This window comes from Bacillus cereus group sp. Bc061 (assembly GCF_027715825.1).
In the GTDB taxonomy this organism is placed as follows: domain Bacteria; phylum Bacillota; class Bacilli; order Bacillales; family Bacillaceae_G; genus Bacillus_A; species Bacillus_A paranthracis.
The window spans coordinates 251,231-269,110 of the sequence record NZ_JAQFTZ010000002.1 but is presented as its reverse complement, the minus strand read 5'-3'; the positions used below and the strand labels follow the sequence as shown (position 1 = coordinate 269,110).

Here is a 17,880-nt window from a genome sequence, read left to right as displayed (position 1 = left end):
GGTAGCTGTTTTTTTATGTTTATTTTTTAGAATATTTACTCTTTTTGTGGACAGTATTTTTTTCACAGGTTACTCTTGTATTAAGTACATAAAGAAAAATGGTTTGATTTATGAGGAAGGGGGATAAATGGTGTTAGAAAGAATGTCGTTTTTTGCGAAGTTATGTAAAGTCGATGAAAATCCAGAGCTAGGGATGTGGTTACTGTATGGCGTCATTATTATATTAAGTGCACTTGTGTATAATTTAGGTTTTGCAAGAAAACTATCTATAATAAAAAATATAGTGATATATATATCGTTAGCGATTGGGTGTACAGTATTAACTTTCTTTGCAGTTTTTTTACCTGTTGGAGAGGGGCTTGTTGTAGCAGCAATTGTACTTGGGATTTATAGGTTGCGATTACGTCAAGCAAGACAACAAAAAGCAGGATGAGGGGGAGTTTTATGCGTTCCGTACAAGATGCGTTATATAATTGGTTAACAATTAAAACAGTTGCCGAAGCACGTCCGGATGATAGTGCTGCAAAAGAAACGTATTTGTTATTTCAAAATATGATATATGAAGAACATAAATTGAGAAATGTGGAAGTTAAGAAGAACGAGGAAATGTATTTAGTTACATATGAAATAAATGGAGAAAGAAAATCTGCAAGGTTTCCATTAGAAGCTATTGATTGTTTTTTGGATCAAATGAATCGTGAACCTGAAAAATATAAATAAGTCCTTTATCATATTGATAAAGGACTTATTTATATTTTACCAATCGTCTTCGACTTTTTTATCACGATATAATCGGAAATTACCACTTGCATGACGTTCCATCGTACGTTCAGCAATTCGTTCCGAACATTCCATGCACATATATGTATGAATAGGGCGATTACGCAGCTTTTTTGCCATAGGATTTTCATCATCTAACATATCTTTTTTATCACAAATCATACATTTGACTCTCATTTCGTCACCTCAATACGAATTCTATCAGTATAAGTATATCATGGAAGTGTAATGTTTTTGAATAATAGTGGGAAAAAATAATATTTTCGCAATTCAAAAAATAGGTTATGATAAGGATATATGAAGTATATTTGGAGGTGGAAATATGGCGAATGTAGTAGAGCCCACATTAACAGATGATTTAGTACAAACGTTACGTAAAGAGTGTATTGTTATGGTAGCAACAACAGATTTTGAAAAACAAGTTCCTAACGTAAGTGCTATTTCTTGGGTGTATGCAGTGAGTAAAACTAGTATTCGATTTGCAGTAGATCAACGTTCACGTATTGTGGAAAATATAAGACATAGTACTGGAGTGGTATTGACTATAATGGCGAATGAGTCCGTATTTTCCATAAGTGGTGCAGGTGAAATTTTGACTGATAGAATGGAAGGCATTCCTCTAAAATTAACTGTAATAGAAGTAAATGTACAAGAAGTACGTGATGTTATGTTTTATGGTGCAAAACTTGCAATTGAGCCAACATATGAAAAAACGTATGATCTTCGTGCAGCTAAAAAGCTCGATAACCAAGTGTTAGCAGGAATGAAAGAATTATAAATGTGATAAATAAGAAAGTCAGTTATTAACTTTTGTAATCGCTTATTGTGATTTTATGTTAATAATTATAATTAAAAGTAATATATTGAATAGAAATGAATAAAAAATAAATAAAAGGTTTAATGGCTATAAATTTCGATTCTACCTCGTTTATACGGTACATATAATTATAACAATGGTTCGTCCATATTTTATGGATGAAACCCTTGTTCTACAAATTTAAAAGTGGAGTCAGGGGGTAACAGGTTGGATAAAATTTATGTGTTAGATACGAATGTACTTTTGCAGGATCCTTTATCTATTTTTTCATTTGAAACCAATGAAGTAGTGATTCCAGCAGTTGTATTAGAAGAGGTTGATTCGAAAAAACGTTATATGGATGAAGTAGGACGAAACGCTCGTTATGTATCTAAGTTAATAGACAAATTTCGTGAAATAGGAAAACTGCATGAAAGTATTCCGCTAGAAAACGGCGGTACATTTCGTATTGAATTAAATCATCGTTCGTTTGTCCAACTACAAGATATTTTTGTAGAAAAAACAAATGATAATCGAATTTTAGCTGTAGCAAAAAATCTATCTTTAGAAGAACAAGAAAAAGAGGACGGGAAGTCTGTTATTTTAGTAAGTAAAGACGTGCTCGTAAGGGTAAAAGCAGATGCAATAGGTTTAAAGGCGGAAGATTATTTAAGTGATCGGGTTATTGAAGTGGAAAATATATATTCAGGATTTTTAGAAGGATATATATCAAAAGAACAATTGGATTATTTTTATGAAAAAGGCGAATTGCCTTTATCCGAAATTGCAAATCATCCTTTTTATCCAAATCAGTTTGTAGTAATGAAAGATGCGTTAGGTGGATCTAGTTCAGCACTAGGCATTGTGGATCATTTAGGTAAGAAGGTAAAGAAACTTATTTTTCCAAATGAACAAGTATGGGGAATACGACCACGAAATGTGCAGCAAATTATGGGATTAGAATTGTTGCTTCGTGAAGATATTCCACTAGTTACGCTAACAGGGAAAGCTGGTACAGGAAAGACATTACTAGCTTTAGCTTCGGGGCTCATGCAAACGGAAGATTTAGGGTTATATAAAAAACTACTCGTTGCACGGCCAATTGTTCCAGTTGGGAAAGATATCGGTTATTTACCGGGAGAAAAAGAAGAAAAGTTAAGACCGTGGATGCAACCGATTTTTGATAATCTAGAGTATTTATTTAATACGAAAAAACCAGGAGAGTTAGATGCTATTTTAGCTGGAATGGGTTCGATAGAAGTAGAAGCTCTTACGTATATACGCGGGAGAAGTATTCCAGATCAATTCATTATAATTGACGAAGCACAAAATTTAACGAAGCATGAAGTGAAAACGATACTAACGAGGGTAGGAGAAAAAAGTAAAATCGTATTAATGGGAGATCCTCAGCAAATTGATCATCCGTATTTGGATGAATATAATAACGGTTTAACATACGTTGTAGAGAAGTTTAAAGAGCAACGTATTAGTGGTCATGTAAAGTTTGTTAAAGGGGAGCGATCTAATTTAGCTCAACTAGCCGCAGATTTACTATAAAAAGGAGTGAGCAAAAGCTCACTCCTTTTCTTTAAATAATTGTAAATTTGCGGATGTTACGGATTGGATTTTGTCTATTAGATCCATCATTGTAATATAAATGAACAGGTCCATCTTCTTTTAATGGTTTTCCTTCTTTTGAAAAACCAAGAATAGCATGTTTGACAGTTTCTAATGGAAGCGTTATTGTATCATCTACTGTTTCGATCTCGACTTGCGTAGCGTCATCTGAAATTTCGGCATTAGCAAGAAAAGGTTGAAATGGTATACCGAACGTTCCAGTAATTAGCTGTTCTTTTTTAAATTTCTTTACACTTTGTTGTATCGGCGGGAAAGCAGCACCATCACGGATTTCGCGATCCCAATGTTCCGAAGTGTTTTTTAAATAAGCTTCTAGTTCTGAAGTGTTTTCTCTCGTTTCATCAAAGTAAGTTGTCAAATCTACTTTTCGATCATCAAAGATCCAAACGGTTGGATCGATAGTGATTGGAAAACGAACTTTTCCATTAATAAATAAAATTTCGCTCATTGTTGTTCCCCCATTTGTGTTATACTCCCACTTTTCAGTATAATAGTATTAGACACTATTGTCACAAAAAATGTTTCTATTGCAATTTATTAAAACTATCGCTAATATTAATAGATAGGAGAGAGTAGGACGGAAACGGAGGGAATCAATTTGGCGTCTGAGACAGTATCAAATCATCAGGAAAAGGCACTAGCCCTTCTACAAGCGGATGCGGAGAAGATTTTAAGACTTATTAAGGTGCAAATGGACCATCTTACAATGCCGCAATGTCCATTATATGAAGAAGTGTTAGACACACAAATGTTTGGACTATCCCGCGAAGTCGATTTTGCAGTTCGCCTTGGTCTTATTGCAGAAGAACAAGGGAAAGCAATGTTAGGAGAGCTTGAACGTGAGTTATCTGCACTTCATGAAGCATTTACAAACAAACAACAATAACGGGTTCAAATAAGGGGGCTCAAACTGAAAAAGTTTGAGCTTTTTATTTGTATAATAAAGCAGGAAGAATCAATGTACATATGGAATACAACAATAATTAAATTGAAACAGAGAGAGGAAATGAAATGAAAAGAGTATGGAAATCAATGGATTATTCATTATTACTTCCTCTTGTTATCTTATGTGTGCTGGGAGTTATAATGGTATATAGTTCTAGTTCCATTGTTGCGATTTCGAGGTTTGATAAACCAGCAAATTTCTTTTTTAAAAGACAATTAATTACTTTAGCTGCTGGGACAATAGTATTAATAATTCTTGTTATTATCCCATATAAAGTGTGGAGAAAACGAATCTTTTTATTGGGGAGTTATGGAATTAGTGTAGCATTATTAGCAGCAGCTGCCTTCTTTGCTAAAGCGGTAAATGGTGCAAATGGATGGATATTTGGAATACAGCCTGCGGAATTTGTTAAGATAACAGTTATTCTCGTATTGGCCCATTTCTTTGCGAAAAGGCAAGAAACGAATACGTCTGTTTTTAAAGGATCAGGACCAGTACTTTTAGGTGTTGGTTTAATCATGTTTTTAATTTTAAAGCAAAATGACTTAGGTACCGATATGTTAATTGCGGGAACAGTAGGAATTATGTTTCTTTGTTCAGGAGTTAATGTAAATTTATGGATAAAGAGATTCTTGTTAACATCTATAGTATGGGCTCCGGCGTTGTATTTTCTTGGGAGTTATAAATTAAGTCAGTACCAAAAAGCACGGTTTTCTGTTTTTCTTGATCCATTTAGCGATCCGCAAAAGGATGGATTTCAATTAATAAATTCGTTTATTGGAATTGCTTCGGGAGGGCTAAATGGTAGAGGATTAGGAAATAGTGTACAAAAGTATGGTTACTTACCAGAACCACAAACGGATTTTATAATGGCAATTATATCTGAAGAACTTGGTTTTATAGGTGTGGCTATTATTTTAATCTGTTTATTACTTATAATTATTCGGGCCTTTAGAGTTGCACAAAAGTGTAAAGATCCATTTGGAAGTTTAATAGCTATCGGAATTGCAAGTTTGTTTGGAGTCCAAACATTTGTTAATGTTGGTGGTATGTCTGGATTAATACCACTTACAGGAGTTCCTTTACCGTTTGTTAGTTATGGCGGGAGTTCCTTATTAGCTAATCTACTCGCGATGGGGATATTACTCAATATTGCTAGTCATGTAAAACGACAAGAGAAGCAACAGAACGAGACAGTTAAAGAAAGAGAACAAGGTGGACCACATCTTGTAGTTGTAAAATAAAACACATTGTGCTTTAGAGCATGATGTGTTTTTTATTTTTAAGTAGTTTTAAATATGATGTATTAATTTATCTTTCAGGTAAATTGTATATCACATTAATAAAAAGTGATATACAATTAAGTTGTTAGAAAAGGAAGAGGTATGCTATACTATTTTTGTGAGACAAATTGCTCAGAAAACTTATCATTTGTTAAAAAATAAGGTATGATGGATAAAAATAAAGTGAAGCTTTCTAAGTATAATATAATGTGGAAAGTGAAGAACTTCACGCTCTTTATGGTGTGTATATATTTTATCTCTAGAGTGGTAGGAAAGTAGAGGGGGAAAATCATGACAAAGCTGCAACGTATTCAAAAAGTATTGGTAGCTAACCGTGGAGAGATTGCAATTCGTGTGTTTCGAGCTTGTTCGGAACTGGGATTAAAAACAGTTGCAATCTATTCTAAAGAGGATAGTGGTTCTTATCATCGTTATAAAGCCGATGAATCCTATTTAGTTGGGGAAGGAAAAAAGCCAATTGATGCTTATCTAGATATTGAGGGCATTATTGAGATTGCGAAAAGTAATCATGTAGATGCAATTCACCCTGGATATGGTTTCTTGTCAGAAAATATTCAATTCGCAAAACGTTGTGAAGAAGAAGGGATTATCTTTATCGGTCCAAAAAGTAAGCATTTAGATATGTTTGGAGATAAAGTGAAAGCAAGAACACAAGCGCAGCTAGCACAAATTCCAGTTATTCCTGGTAGTGATGGGCCAGTAGATTCATTAGAAGAAGTCGAAAAATTTGCTGAAAAGTATGATTACCCGATTATTATTAAAGCTTCCCTTGGCGGTGGCGGTCGTGGTATGCGTATTGTACGTACTAGTGAAGAATTAAGAGAATCGTATAATCGAGCAAAGTCAGAAGCAAAAGCAGCCTTTGGTAATGATGAAGTATACGTAGAAAAATTCGTTGAAAAACCTAAACATATAGAAGTTCAAATTTTAGCAGATGAAGAGGGCAATGTTGTTCATTTATACGAGCGAGACTGTTCTGTACAACGTCGTCATCAAAAAGTAGTAGAAATTGCACCTAGTGTGTCGCTTTCAGATGATTTGCGTCAGCGTATTTGTGATGCTGCTGTAAAGTTAACGAAAAATGTAAATTATTTAAACGCAGGAACAGTTGAATTTCTTGTAAAAGATGATAATTTCTATTTCATTGAAGTGAATCCGCGTGTTCAAGTAGAACATACAATTACAGAAATGATTACAGGAGTCGATATTGTTCAATCACAAATTTTAATAGCTGATGGACATGCATTACATAGTAAAATGGTAGGTGTTCCAAAGCAAGAGGAAGTTGTTGTACATGGATTTGCAATACAATCTCGTGTAACGACTGAGGATCCACTAAATAATTTCATGCCGGATACAGGAAAAATTATGGCATATCGATCAGGTGGTGGATTTGGGGTTCGTCTTGATACAGGTAATAGTTTCCAAGGTGCTGTTATTACACCGTACTATGATTCTTTACTCGTAAAAGTTACAACATGGGCGCTTACTTTTGAACAAGCTGCTGCAAAAATGGAACGTAACTTAAAAGAATTCCGTATCCGTGGTATTAAAACGAATATTCCATTCCTAGAGAATGTAGTAAAACATAAAAACTTCTTATCAGGGGAATATGACACTTCATTTATTGATGCGTCACCTGAACTATTCTTGTTCCCGAAACGTAAAGACCGCGGAACGAAAATGTTAAATTACATCGGGACAGTAACAGTAAATGGCTTCCCGGGGGTAGGGAAAAAAGAGAAACCAATTTTCCCAGATGCTCGTATACCGAATGTATTACACTCAGAGCCAATCCAAAATGGAACGAAACAAATTTTGGATGAGCGTGGGGCAGACGGATTAGTAAAATGGGTACAAGATCAAAAACGTGTACTTTTAACGGATACAACGTTCCGTGATGCGCATCAGTCATTACTTGCAACGCGTATTCGCACAAAAGATTTACACCAAATTGCAGAGCCGACAGCGAGAATGTTACCGAACTTATTCTCAGCAGAAATGTGGGGCGGTGCAACGTTTGATGTTGCATATCGTTTCTTAAAAGAAGATCCGTGGGAACGATTACTAGATCTTCGTGAAAAAATGCCAAATGTTTTATTCCAAATGTTACTTCGTTCTTCAAACGCGGTTGGTTACAAAAACTATCCGGATAATTTAATTCAAAAGTTTGTGGAGTGTTCTGCCCAAGCTGGAATTGATGTGTTCCGTATTTTTGATAGCTTAAACTGGGTAGAAGGTATGAGAGTTGCGATTGATGCTGTACGAGATACTGGTAAAATTGCAGAAGCAACGATGTGTTACACAGGGGATATTCATGATCCACTGCGTAGTAAATATGATTTAAATTACTATAAAAATTTAGCAAAAGAATTAGAAGCATCAGGAGCTCACATTTTAGGTATTAAAGATATGGCGGGCTTACTAAAACCAAATGCAGCATATGATTTAGTTTCAGCATTAAAAGAGACGGTATCGATTCCGATTCACCTGCACACACACGATACGAGTGGAAATGGTATATTAACGTATACGAAGGCAATTGAAGCAGGTGTTGACATTGTCGATGTAGCAGTAAGTTCTATGGCTGGTCAAACGTCACAACCAAGTGCGAACACGCTATACTATGCGTTAGGTGGAAACGAAAGACAGCCAGATGTTAATATAGATTCATTAGAAAAATTATCTCATTACTGGGAAGATGTACGTAAATACTACGCACCGTTTGAAAGTGGTATGAATGCTCCTCATACAGAGGTATATATGCACGAAATGCCAGGCGGACAGTATAGTAATTTACAACAACAAGCGAAAGCGGTTGGCTTAGGCGATCGTTTCGATGAAGTGAAAGTAATGTACCGCCGTGTGAATGACATGTTTGGTGATATTGTTAAAGTAACACCATCATCTAAAGTTGTTGGTGATATGGCATTATTCATGGTTCAAAATCACTTAACAGAACAAGATGTTTTAGAGCGTGGAAATTCTATGGACTTCCCAGGATCTGTTGTTGAAATGTTCTCTGGAGATTTAGGACAACCATATGGTGGTTTCCCGAAAAAGTTACAAGAAATTATTTTAAAAGGGAAAGAACCATTAACAGTAAGACCAGGTGAATTATTAGAACCAGTAGATTTCGACGCGTTAAAAGAAGAGCTATTCCATAAACTTGGACGCGAAGTGACGATGTTTGATGTAGTTGCATATGCATTATATCCAAAAGTATTTATGGATTACGAAAAAGTTGCTGAGATTTATGGAAATGTATCTGTGCTCGATACACCGACATTCTTCTATGGTATGAGACTTGGTGAAGAAATCGATGTGGAAATTGAACAAGGTAAAACATTGATGGTTAAACTAGTATCAATTGGAGAGCCTCAGCCGGATGGAAATCGTGTGCTTTACTTGGAGTTTAATGGTCAACCACGTGAGATTGTTGTGAAAGACGAAAGTGTGAAAGCGACAGTTGCACAACGTGTGAAAGGAAACCGTGAAAATCCAAACCACATTAGCGCAACAATGCCAGGAACGGTTATTAAAGTAGTTGTAAAAGAAGGCGATGAAGTGAAAAAAGGCGATTCTATGGCAATTACAGAAGCGATGAAAATGGAAACGACAGTTCAAGCGCCGTTTAATGGTAAAGTGAAAAAAGTATATGTTAACGATGGAGATGCAATTCAAACGGGTGACTTACTCATTGAATTAGATCACTAAAATAAAAAAGAGTTGTGGAAACACAACTCTTTTTTATTACGAAAAAAATACCTTGCCAATTCGGGCAAGGTATTTTCATTTATTTTGTTTGTTTAGAAATTGATGCAGCTTCTTTTGCATTCACTTTACTTCTTGTACCTAACATAACTAAATAGCATAGTACAGCAAACAAGCAAGAAATGAATAGGGAATGTAATAATGCCATTGATAAACTAGCATTTGTAAATACGACTAAAATTCCTACGATAGCTTGAAGTGTAACAAGGATAAATGAGATGATCCATCCCCAGTATACGACAGGCTGCTGTTTGTAATGGCGGATAGCGAGAATCATCGCGTATAGTATCCAAGCGAAAATTAACATCGCTGCAACTCTATGTCCCATTTGAACCCATTCATGTAATTGAGTTGGCATAGGTCTATTTTTGCTGCATAAAGGAAAGTCTGGACAGGCTAAGCTAGCTCGTTCGTGACGTACTAAAGCCCCTGTGTAGACGACAATATAACTGTAAATTGTTACACCATAAATATGAAACTTCATTTTTTTGTCCATAATAAGTGAACGTGCATCGAATTTTTGGTCAATTTCAAAGATAAGACACGTTAATAAAATGACAGAAGCAAATGAAATTAAGGAAATACCGAAATGGATAGCAAGTACAGCTGGCATTTGCCCCCAAACAACCGCTGCGGCTCCCATTAATGCTTGTGCAACTAAAAATACGAAGGATAAAATTGCTAACGTTTTTGTTTCGCGCACATGTTTATAATATTTCCAGGACAAAATACAAAGGAGAGTGACAAGAATTCCTGCTGATCCTGATGTAAGGCGATGACTTAGTTCAATAATAGTTTCCATTGATAAATTAGATGGAACAAATTCACCGTTACAAAGTGGCCATGATTTACCGCATCCTTGGCCAGAGCCTGTTTTTGTAACTAAGGCGCCTCCTAATAAAACTATTAATAAATCAAGACTCGTAATGACTGCTAACCATTTAATAAAGCGTTGCAATCTCTTTCACCATCTTTCTGCTATGAAGTTATTGCGAAATATTTTCATTCCATTATGTATAGAATAAAACGCGCTAGTTCCTATGATATATAAAAAATAATAAAATAGCAAAGAAATGGAGGGGGAAGACAGGGAAGAGAAAACGGGTGTGGAAATAAGGTTTATAAGGAAATTTTTAGGTGAAAAATAGGCTATTTTGAAAAGAAATGGGAAGAATACGTGTTAAATATGACAAAAAAGTTTATTATAGAAGGTAACATCATGTTATGATATGGATAAGTAACAATTAAGTTTTTTATGTTCGACACAAAAAGTTCATGTTTTCTTCACAAAATGTTCGGGAAATATGATTTAATATATTGGAGTATGGGCGTAGATTAGTAGTAGAATGGGTTAACAATGTTTCTACTGTAATAATATTGCTATATAGAAGCGAAATATTTCAATTTGAAATAGGCGCAAAAAGAAAGACGAAAGTTTTAAGAGGGGGTTAAAGTGATGAACCATGCAACAAGTGAGCTGCATGATGAGTCTGCTGTTACAAGCGTACCGGAAACAACTCGGTTACAAGATTTAAAAGCGCTCGTTAAAATGGGGATTGTAAACTCAAATACACTTACTGTATTTACAGGATTTTGGTTGGCATTACACTTTAATGGATTAAGTGTAATGGACAATCTGGATAAGTTATTCTTTACAATCGTTGGTTCTGGATTAGTTATGGCAGGGGTATGTTGTTTAAACAACTACATTGATCGAGACATCGATCCATTAATGGAAAGAACAAAGACCCGTCCAACGGTTACTGGAAAGTATAAACCAGGATTTGCACTTACATTTGGACTAGTTATATTACTTCTTGGTTTTGTATTTTTATTATTAACAACACCAATGGCAGTCTTAATGGGATTTATTGGTGCTTTCACATATGTTGTTCTATATAGTTTATGGACAAAGAGAAAGTATACACTAAATACTGTTGTAGGTAGTATATCTGGTGCAGTTCCACCTTTAATTGGATGGGCAGCAATCGATCCATCTTTAGGCCATCCAATTGCTTGGATGTTATTTTTAATTATGTTTATTTGGCAAATCCCACATTTCCTTGCATTAGCAATGAAACGTGTTGATGAATATCGAAACGCAGGAATTCCAATGCTTCCTGTAGTTCATGGATTTGAAATTACGAAACGCCAAATTATGATTTGGACAGTATGTTTATTACCACTACCATTTTATATGAGTGGACTAGGGATAACATTTATGGTAATTGCAACACTGCTTAACATCGGATGGATCGTTTTAGGTTTTTATGGCTTCCGTAAGAAAGATGACATCAAATGGTCTGTGCAAATGTTTGTTTATTCCCTAAATTATTTAACAATCTTATTTGTATCAATGATTGTAGTTACATTCTTCTAAGACAACGACATAATTGGATTTCTTTACGTTGAGATTTACTTTACTTAACTATAAAGTACAATCTAATTCACAAGGAAAGTGGGGGTTGTTTGTATGAAGAAACAGTGGCGACTGCTTTCGTTCGTTTCACTGCTGGCTTTACTGTTAGGGGGATGCGGTAAAGCCTTTCAATCTACTTTAATTCCGCAAGGAGAAGTAGCAAAAATGCAATATGATCTACTTCTACTGGCGAGTGCAATCATGGTAGGAGTAGTACTAGTAGTTACTATTATTTTCTTATATGTAATTGTGCGTTTCCGACAAAAGAAAGGTCAGGAAGATTATATTCCGGAGCAAGTTGAAGGGAATCACAAACTAGAAATTATATGGACAGTTATTCCGATTATTCTTTTGCTAATCTTAGCTGTTCCGACGGTTACATATACATTCAAACTTGCTGATGTAAGTGCGATGGAGAAAAAGAATATTGATAAAGATACTATCGTTGTTGATGTAACAGCGAATCTTTATTGGTGGGAATTTTCTTATAAATCAGAAAAGATAGTAACTTCGCAAGATTTGGTCATCCCCACAGGTAAGAAAGTGTATTTAAATTTGAAGGGTGCCGATATTAAACACTCATTTTGGGTTCCATCTTTAGCAGGGAAAATGGATACAAATACAGACAATGTGAACAAAATGTGGTTAAAGGCAGATAAATCGGGCACTTATAATGGTTTTTGTACAGAATTTTGCGGCCCATCACATTCTTTAATGCAATTTAAAGTGAAAGCTTTAGATGAAAGCGAGTACAAAAAGTGGCTTGCTGATATGAAGAAAATTGATGGGAAGAAAGAAGTAGCTTCAACAAAGGCGCAAGAAGGCCAAGAAATATTTAATAAAAGCTGTATTGGTTGTCACGCAGTTGGATCTAATGATAGTAGACCACCTTCCGCTCGTATCGCACCAAACTTAGCAAACTTTGCGGATCGCGATACAGTTGCCGGCATTGCTGAAAACAATGAAGAAAACTTAAAAAAATGGCTGAAAGATCCTGAAAATATGAAACCAGGAAATAAAATGACTGGTAAATATGGCAACTTAACAGACGATCAAATTGATGCATTAAATGCATACTTACAAACGTTAAAAGTTGAAAAGTAAAGAGGGATTATTCGCGAAGGGGAGGTTGAAAACGTGAGTTCTGTAGCAAAAAAACAGGGGATGGGTGCTGTCATATGGGATTATTTAACGACAGTAGACCATAAAAAGATTGCCATTCTCTATTTAATTGCAGGTGGATTGTTTTTTATAATAGGCGGAATAGAAGCTCTATTTATTCGCCTTCAATTAGCGATTCCTAACAACGCTTTTCTTGTTGGGGATGCTTATAATCAAGTATTAACTATGCACGGTACAACAATGATTTTCCTCGCAGCTATGCCACTCGTGTTTGCATTTATGAACGCCGCTGTACCACTTCAAATTGGTGCACGTGATGTAGCGTTCCCGTTTTTGAATTCACTCGGATTTTGGTTATTTTTCTTTGGTGGAGTATTTTTAAATTTAAGTTGGTTTTTAGGTGGAGCACCTGATGCAGGATGGACATCTTATGCATCTTTAGCTTTAGCCTCTAAAGGTCATGGTGTTGATTTCTATGTACTCGGCTTGCAAATCTCAGGTATTGGTACATTAATTGGAGGTATTAACTTCCTTGTAACCATTATTAATATGCGGGCGCCAGGAATGACGTACATGCGTATGCCGATGTTTACATGGACGACATTTGTAACATCTTCGCTTATATTATTCGCTTTTCCGCCGTTAACTGTAGGATTAGGACTTTTAATGTTAGATCGTTTATTTGGAACAAGTTTCTTTAATCCGGCATTGGGCGGGAATACAATTATATGGGAGCATTTATTCTGGATTTTCGGTCATCCAGAAGTATACATTCTTATACTCCCAGCTTTCGGAATATTCTCAGAAATCTTCGCGACATTTTCGAAAAAACGATTGTTTGGTTATTCATCGATGGTGTTTGCGACTGTATTAATTGGATTTTTAGGATTTATGGTATGGGCGCACCATATGTTTACTGTTGGACTTGGTCCAGTTGCTAATGCTATTTTCTCGGTCGCAACAATGGCGATTGCGGTTCCAACTGGTATCAAAATATTCAACTGGCTCTTTACAATGTGGGGCGGAAGTATTCGTTTTACGACACCAATGATGTGGGCAGTAGCTTTCATTCCATCATTCGTAATGGGTGGAGTTACAGGGGTTATGCTAGCATCTGCACCAGCTGATTATCAATTTCATGATAACTATTTCGTAGTAGCGCATTTTCATTATGTAATCGTTGGCGGTGTTGTATTTGGTTTACTTGCAGGAGCTCATTATTATTGGCCACTGATGTTTAATAAAGTATTAAATGAAACATTAGGAAAGATAACGTTCTGGCTATTCTTTATCGGCTTCCATTTAACGTTCTTTATTCAGCATTTCCTTGGCTTGATTGGTATGCCACGCCGTTACTACACATATCTTGAAGGGCAAGGGTTGGAAATGGGGAATATGATTAGTTCCATCGGAGCGGTGTTTATGGCTCTTGGAACGATTGTTCTTCTATTCAATGTAATTAAAACGACAGTATCAAAAGAAAAAGCTGGTCGTGATCCGTGGGATGCACGTACATTAGAATGGACAATGCCAGCACCGACACCAGAATATAACTTTAAACAATTACCATTTGTTCGTGGATTAGATCCGTTTTGGATTGAAAAACGTGAAGGTAATAAAGAGATGACAGCAGCGGAACCAGTTGGTGATATTCATATGCCAAATCCTTCGTTTTCACCATTTGTCATTTCTTTCGGATTGTTTATAGCGGCATTTGGTGCGATGTATATGCAGGGCGGAAAAGATAAGTTCTGGTTATTAGTAGCAATTATTGGTTTAATCATTACATTTGGCGCAATGTTCCTACGTTCAGTAATTGATGATCATGGGTATCATATTCATAAAGAAGATTTAGAGGATAAGGGGGGCAAGGCGTAATGCATGTAGATGAAAAATTAACGAATGAAACATTTCCAGCAGAGCCTGAAAAAGCAACCCTTGAGGGGAAAAATAAGTTTGTCGGTTTTTGGTTATTTCTTGGAGGCGAAACAGTATTGTTCGCTTCCTTATTTGGCACATATTTAGCGTTAAAGAATTCTACAAATGGCGGACCAACATCTCAAGAGATGTTTCAAATGCCACTCGTTTTCATTATGACGATGCTTTTATTAACGAGTAGCTTAACGAGCGTATATGCGATGTATCATATGAAAAACTTTAATTTTAAGAAAATGCAACTTTGGCTACTAGTAACAGTGCTGCTAGGTTTAGGCTTTTTAGGATTTGAGATATATGAGTTTTATCATTATACGCATGAATTTAAGCATACTATGAGAAGTAGCGCATTTGGTTCCGCGTTTTATGCTCTTGTTGGTACACATGGACTCCACGTATTGTTTGGATTGTGTTGGATTTTAACATTAATCTTTAGGAATGCGAAGAGAGGTCTAAATTTATACAATGCACCGAAGTTTTATGTTGCATCGATTTATTGGCACTTTATTGACGTAGTTTGGGTGTTTATTTTCACTGTAGTATATTTAATGGGAATGGTGGGATAAACAATGGCGATAAAGCAAACGAATAATCCTAAAGTTGATCTTGTTTATCGGAAAAGAAAAAGTGCGGAGGAAATGAAGCATCAAGTTATTACATTTGCATTAATGATTTTTTTAACATTAGTTGCATTTGCAGCGGTAGCATATCCGAAAACTTTTAGTCCGACTTTTTCAGTACCATTTATTTTACTATTAGCGGTGGTACAAGTAATTTTTCAATTGTATTATTTTATGCATATGAGTCATAAAGGACATGAAGCGGCAAGTTTCTTTCTTTATTCTGGTCTGTTGATCGGATTAATTACAATTTTAGCTTTTATGACAATTGTGTGGATTTGAAAAGTGAAGAATAAGGGAGCTTGTGTTGACACAGCTCCCTCTTCATGTTATGTGAACGGATAACCTTAAGAAGGTAGGTGTGAAAATGAGTAACTTGTGGATATTTGGTTTTCAAGCGCTATGGAGTCCAATCTTTTTATTATTTATGCTTTCGATCCTCATTGGATATTTTTTAATTATTGGGCCGTATAGAATGCGATTTGAACATGCGACAAAGGTAAGTAAGAAGCAAGTTTTTTATTTTACGACTGGAATTGTTCTTTTGTATTTTGTAAAGGGAGGGCCTATTGATTTAATTGGTCATATTATATTTAGTGCACATATGTTTGAAATGGCAGTTATGTATATTGCCGTTCCGCCTTTGTTGTTGCTTGGTATACCAGTTTGGTTATATCGTTATATTACTTCTTTTAAGTTCGTTCAAATTATATTAAAGATATTTGCTAAGCCACTTATTGCATTGTTTGTATTTAATGGCCTGTTTTCTTTTTATCATTTACCAGTTGTTTTTGATGCAGTAAAACAAAGTCAAATTGCTCATCCTATCTGTCTCGCTATATTGTTCTTTACGGCAATCATGATGTGGTGGCCGATGCTAAATCCATTACCAGAATATCAAACGTTAAGTGATATAAAGAAACTTGGTTATATGTTTGCTAACGGTATATTATTAACGCCAGCTTGTGCGTTAATTATTTTTGCAACGGCGCCGTTGTTTGCAACGTATACGGATCCGGTTGCTTGGATGAAGGCGATGGAACTATGTGTACCGGCGGGAACTTTATCTGATTTAAATATAACTGGACCAGAATTTTTACACTGGATGCCGATCGTACAAGACCAACAAACAGGCGGCATCATTATGAAAATTGTCCAGGAAATAGTGTACGGTACAATTATTGGTTATGTGTTCTTTCGATGGGCGCGTCGAGAGCGTGAAAAGGATAAAGAGCAGTTACAACAATTGCCGCCGTATTTACAAACGAAGTAAAAAAGTGTATGGGTTTCCATACACTTTTTTAGTTTTACTAAACTTTAATAGATTGAATTTTCTAATTATTTATGTTAAGTTAGTGTAGGCATGTACTAAAAGTGGATATAAGATTTACTACTAGCTTTAATGCATAATAATTCCATGTGTAGTACAAGTTTTTTAGAGAGTTACAAATTTATATTGTTATCTTTAATAAAACAAGGACTATTTTAAGGGGGAATTTAAATGGGTAGTAGTGGAAGTATGGTAAAGCCAATTAGTGGTTTTTTAGCAGCATTAATACAATATCCAGTACCGGTAGTAGAGTCACGTGCAGACATTGATAAACAAATTAAACAGATCATAAAAACAATTCATTCAACTAAAGCAGGGTATCCTGGATTGGAATTGATAGTATTTCCAGAATATAGTACGCAAGGGCTTAATACAAAAAAATGGACTACAGAAGAGTTTTTATGTACGGTCCCTGGGCCAGAAACAGACTTGTTTGCTGAGGCATGTAAAGAGTCTGAAGTATATGGTGTTTTTTCTATAATGGAAAGAAATCCTGATGGTGGAGAACCGTATAATACAGCAATAATTATTGATCCACAAGGTGAAATGATTTTGAAGTATCGTAAGCTGAATCCTTGGGTGCCAGTTGAACCTTGGAAGGCTGGAGATTTAGGTTTACCTGTTTGTGATGGGCCAGGAGGAAGTAAATTAGCTGTTTGTATTTGTCATGATGGTATGTTTCCTGAAGTAGCTCGTGAAGCAGCTTATAAAGGTGCAAATGTCTTGATTCGTATTTCTGGATATAGCACACAAGTTAGTGAACAATGGATGTTAACTAATCGTTCGAATGCATGGCAAAATTTAATGTATACATTGTCGGTGAACTTAGCCGGTTATGATGGTGTATTTTATTATTTTGGTGAAGGACAAGTATGTAATTTTGATGGGACTACTTTAGTGCAGGGACACCGAAATCCTTGGGAGATTGTTACTGCTGAAGTATATCCAGAGCTAGCAGATCAAGCTAGATTAGGATGGGGTCTCGAAAATAATATATATAATCTAGGTTCAAGGGGATATGTAGCGACTCCTGGTGGGGTGAAAGAAAACCCATATACGTTTGTAAAAGATTTAGCTGAAGGTAAATATAAGGTTCCTTGGGAAGATGAGATTAAAGTAAAGGATGGAACTATTTATGGATATCCAGTCAAAAAGACGATTCATTCTTAAGTAAGATAAATAGAACAAGCGCATCATATTGATGCGCTTGTTCTAT

17 protein-coding genes are annotated in these 17,880 nt (G+C 35.6%); 14 read left to right on the top strand and 3 right to left on the bottom strand.

Going from position 1 to position 17,880, the window contains the following annotated elements; genetic code table 11:
- Window positions 1-130: 130 nt before the first annotated feature.
- Window positions 131-433: a YlaH-like family protein gene (locus tag PDQ40_RS10595; RefSeq protein WP_000893666.1), complete on the top strand. Its 303-nt coding sequence runs from the start codon at window positions 131-133 to the stop codon at window positions 431-433.
- A gap of 11 nt (window positions 434-444) precedes the next feature.
- Window positions 445-720 carry a hypothetical protein gene (locus PDQ40_RS10590; protein WP_001258148.1) on the top strand — a complete coding sequence of 92 codons (276 nt, stop codon included), beginning with the start codon at window positions 445-447 and terminating at the stop codon, window positions 718-720.
- Between the two features lie 36 nt (window positions 721-756).
- On the opposite strand, the gene PDQ40_RS10585 is transcribed toward PDQ40_RS10590, so the two are convergent.
- Window positions 757-957: a YlaI family protein gene (locus tag PDQ40_RS10585; RefSeq protein WP_001995040.1), complete on the bottom strand. Its 201-nt coding sequence runs from the start codon at window positions 955-957 to the stop codon at window positions 757-759.
- Window positions 958-1,102: 145 nt separating this feature from the next.
- Here PDQ40_RS10585 and PDQ40_RS10580 point away from each other — a divergent pair, with 145 nt between their 5' ends.
- Both PDQ40_RS10580 and PDQ40_RS10575 read left to right on the top strand, forming a co-directional pair.
- Window positions 1,103-1,558, top strand: coding sequence for a pyridoxamine 5'-phosphate oxidase family protein (locus PDQ40_RS10580; RefSeq protein WP_000024588.1), 456 nt, complete (start codon window positions 1,103-1,105; stop codon window positions 1,556-1,558).
- A gap of 246 nt (window positions 1,559-1,804) precedes the next feature.
- A complete protein-coding gene (locus PDQ40_RS10575) occupies window positions 1,805-3,133 on the top strand; it encodes a PhoH family protein (RefSeq protein ID WP_000358084.1) in 1,329 nt (442 codons plus the stop codon).
- 31 nt (window positions 3,134-3,164) lie between these two features.
- Here PDQ40_RS10575 and PDQ40_RS10570 read toward each other — a convergent pair whose 3' ends face one another.
- Window positions 3,165-3,662: a hypothetical protein gene (locus PDQ40_RS10570; protein ID WP_001289788.1), complete on the bottom strand. Its 498-nt coding sequence runs from the start codon at window positions 3,660-3,662 to the stop codon at window positions 3,165-3,167.
- A gap of 150 nt (window positions 3,663-3,812) precedes the next feature.
- On the opposite strand from PDQ40_RS10570, the gene PDQ40_RS10565 reads away from it, so the two are divergent.
- From PDQ40_RS10565 to pyc, 3 genes are all read left to right on the top strand, one after another.
- Window positions 3,813-4,100 carry a YlaN family protein gene (locus PDQ40_RS10565; RefSeq protein ID WP_000135695.1) on the top strand — a complete coding sequence of 96 codons (288 nt, stop codon included), beginning with the start codon at window positions 3,813-3,815 and terminating at the stop codon, window positions 4,098-4,100.
- A gap of 125 nt (window positions 4,101-4,225) precedes the next feature.
- Window positions 4,226-5,404 (top strand): FtsW/RodA/SpoVE family cell cycle protein, encoded by a 1,179-nt coding sequence (locus PDQ40_RS10560; RefSeq protein ID WP_000832767.1) that lies wholly within the window; start codon window positions 4,226-4,228, stop codon window positions 5,402-5,404.
- A 330-nt stretch (window positions 5,405-5,734) separates the two neighbouring features.
- Window positions 5,735-9,181, top strand: coding sequence for a pyruvate carboxylase (pyc, locus tag PDQ40_RS10555; RefSeq protein WP_000164062.1), 3,447 nt, complete (start codon window positions 5,735-5,737; stop codon window positions 9,179-9,181).
- Between the two features lie 79 nt (window positions 9,182-9,260).
- Here the strand turns inward: pyc and ctaA are convergent, their stop codons facing one another.
- Window positions 9,261-10,196, bottom strand: coding sequence for a heme A synthase (gene ctaA, locus PDQ40_RS10550; protein WP_001188736.1), 936 nt, complete (start codon window positions 10,194-10,196; stop codon window positions 9,261-9,263).
- A 498-nt stretch (window positions 10,197-10,694) separates the two neighbouring features.
- On the opposite strand from ctaA, the gene ctaB reads away from it, so the two are divergent.
- The 7 genes from ctaB (at window position 10,695) to PDQ40_RS10515 (ending at window position 17,834) form a co-directional block, all read left to right on the top strand.
- Window positions 10,695-11,618, top strand: coding sequence for a protoheme IX farnesyltransferase (ctaB, locus tag PDQ40_RS10545; protein ID WP_001015058.1), 924 nt, complete (start codon window positions 10,695-10,697; stop codon window positions 11,616-11,618).
- Between the two features lie 93 nt (window positions 11,619-11,711).
- Complete coding sequence (gene coxB / locus PDQ40_RS10540) at window positions 11,712-12,761, top strand: cytochrome c oxidase subunit II (RefSeq protein WP_000745271.1); 1,050 nt, start codon at window positions 11,712-11,714, stop codon at window positions 12,759-12,761.
- Between the two features lie 60 nt (window positions 12,762-12,821).
- Window positions 12,822-14,657, top strand: a complete 1,836-nt coding sequence (gene ctaD / locus PDQ40_RS10535; RefSeq protein ID WP_169509326.1) for a cytochrome c oxidase subunit I — start codon at window positions 12,822-12,824, stop codon at window positions 14,655-14,657.
- A complete protein-coding gene (gene ctaE, locus PDQ40_RS10530; RefSeq protein ID WP_000557861.1) occupies window positions 14,657-15,280 on the top strand; it encodes a cytochrome c oxidase subunit III in 624 nt (207 codons plus the stop codon). Before ctaD ends, ctaE begins: the two co-directional genes overlap by 1 nt.
- A gap of 3 nt (window positions 15,281-15,283) precedes the next feature.
- Window positions 15,284-15,616, top strand: a complete 333-nt coding sequence (gene ctaF, locus PDQ40_RS10525) for a cytochrome c oxidase subunit IVB (protein ID WP_000985699.1) — start codon at window positions 15,284-15,286, stop codon at window positions 15,614-15,616.
- Between the two features lie 85 nt (window positions 15,617-15,701).
- The gene (ctaG, locus tag PDQ40_RS10520; RefSeq protein ID WP_000069013.1) at window positions 15,702-16,607 is read left to right on the top strand and encodes a cytochrome c oxidase assembly factor CtaG; all 906 of its coding nucleotides are present in this window, start codon (window positions 15,702-15,704) and stop codon (window positions 16,605-16,607) included.
- A gap of 228 nt (window positions 16,608-16,835) precedes the next feature.
- A complete protein-coding gene (locus tag PDQ40_RS10515; protein WP_000535781.1) occupies window positions 16,836-17,834 on the top strand; it encodes a formamidase in 999 nt (332 codons plus the stop codon).
- The last annotated feature ends 46 nt before the right edge of the window (window positions 17,835-17,880 follow it).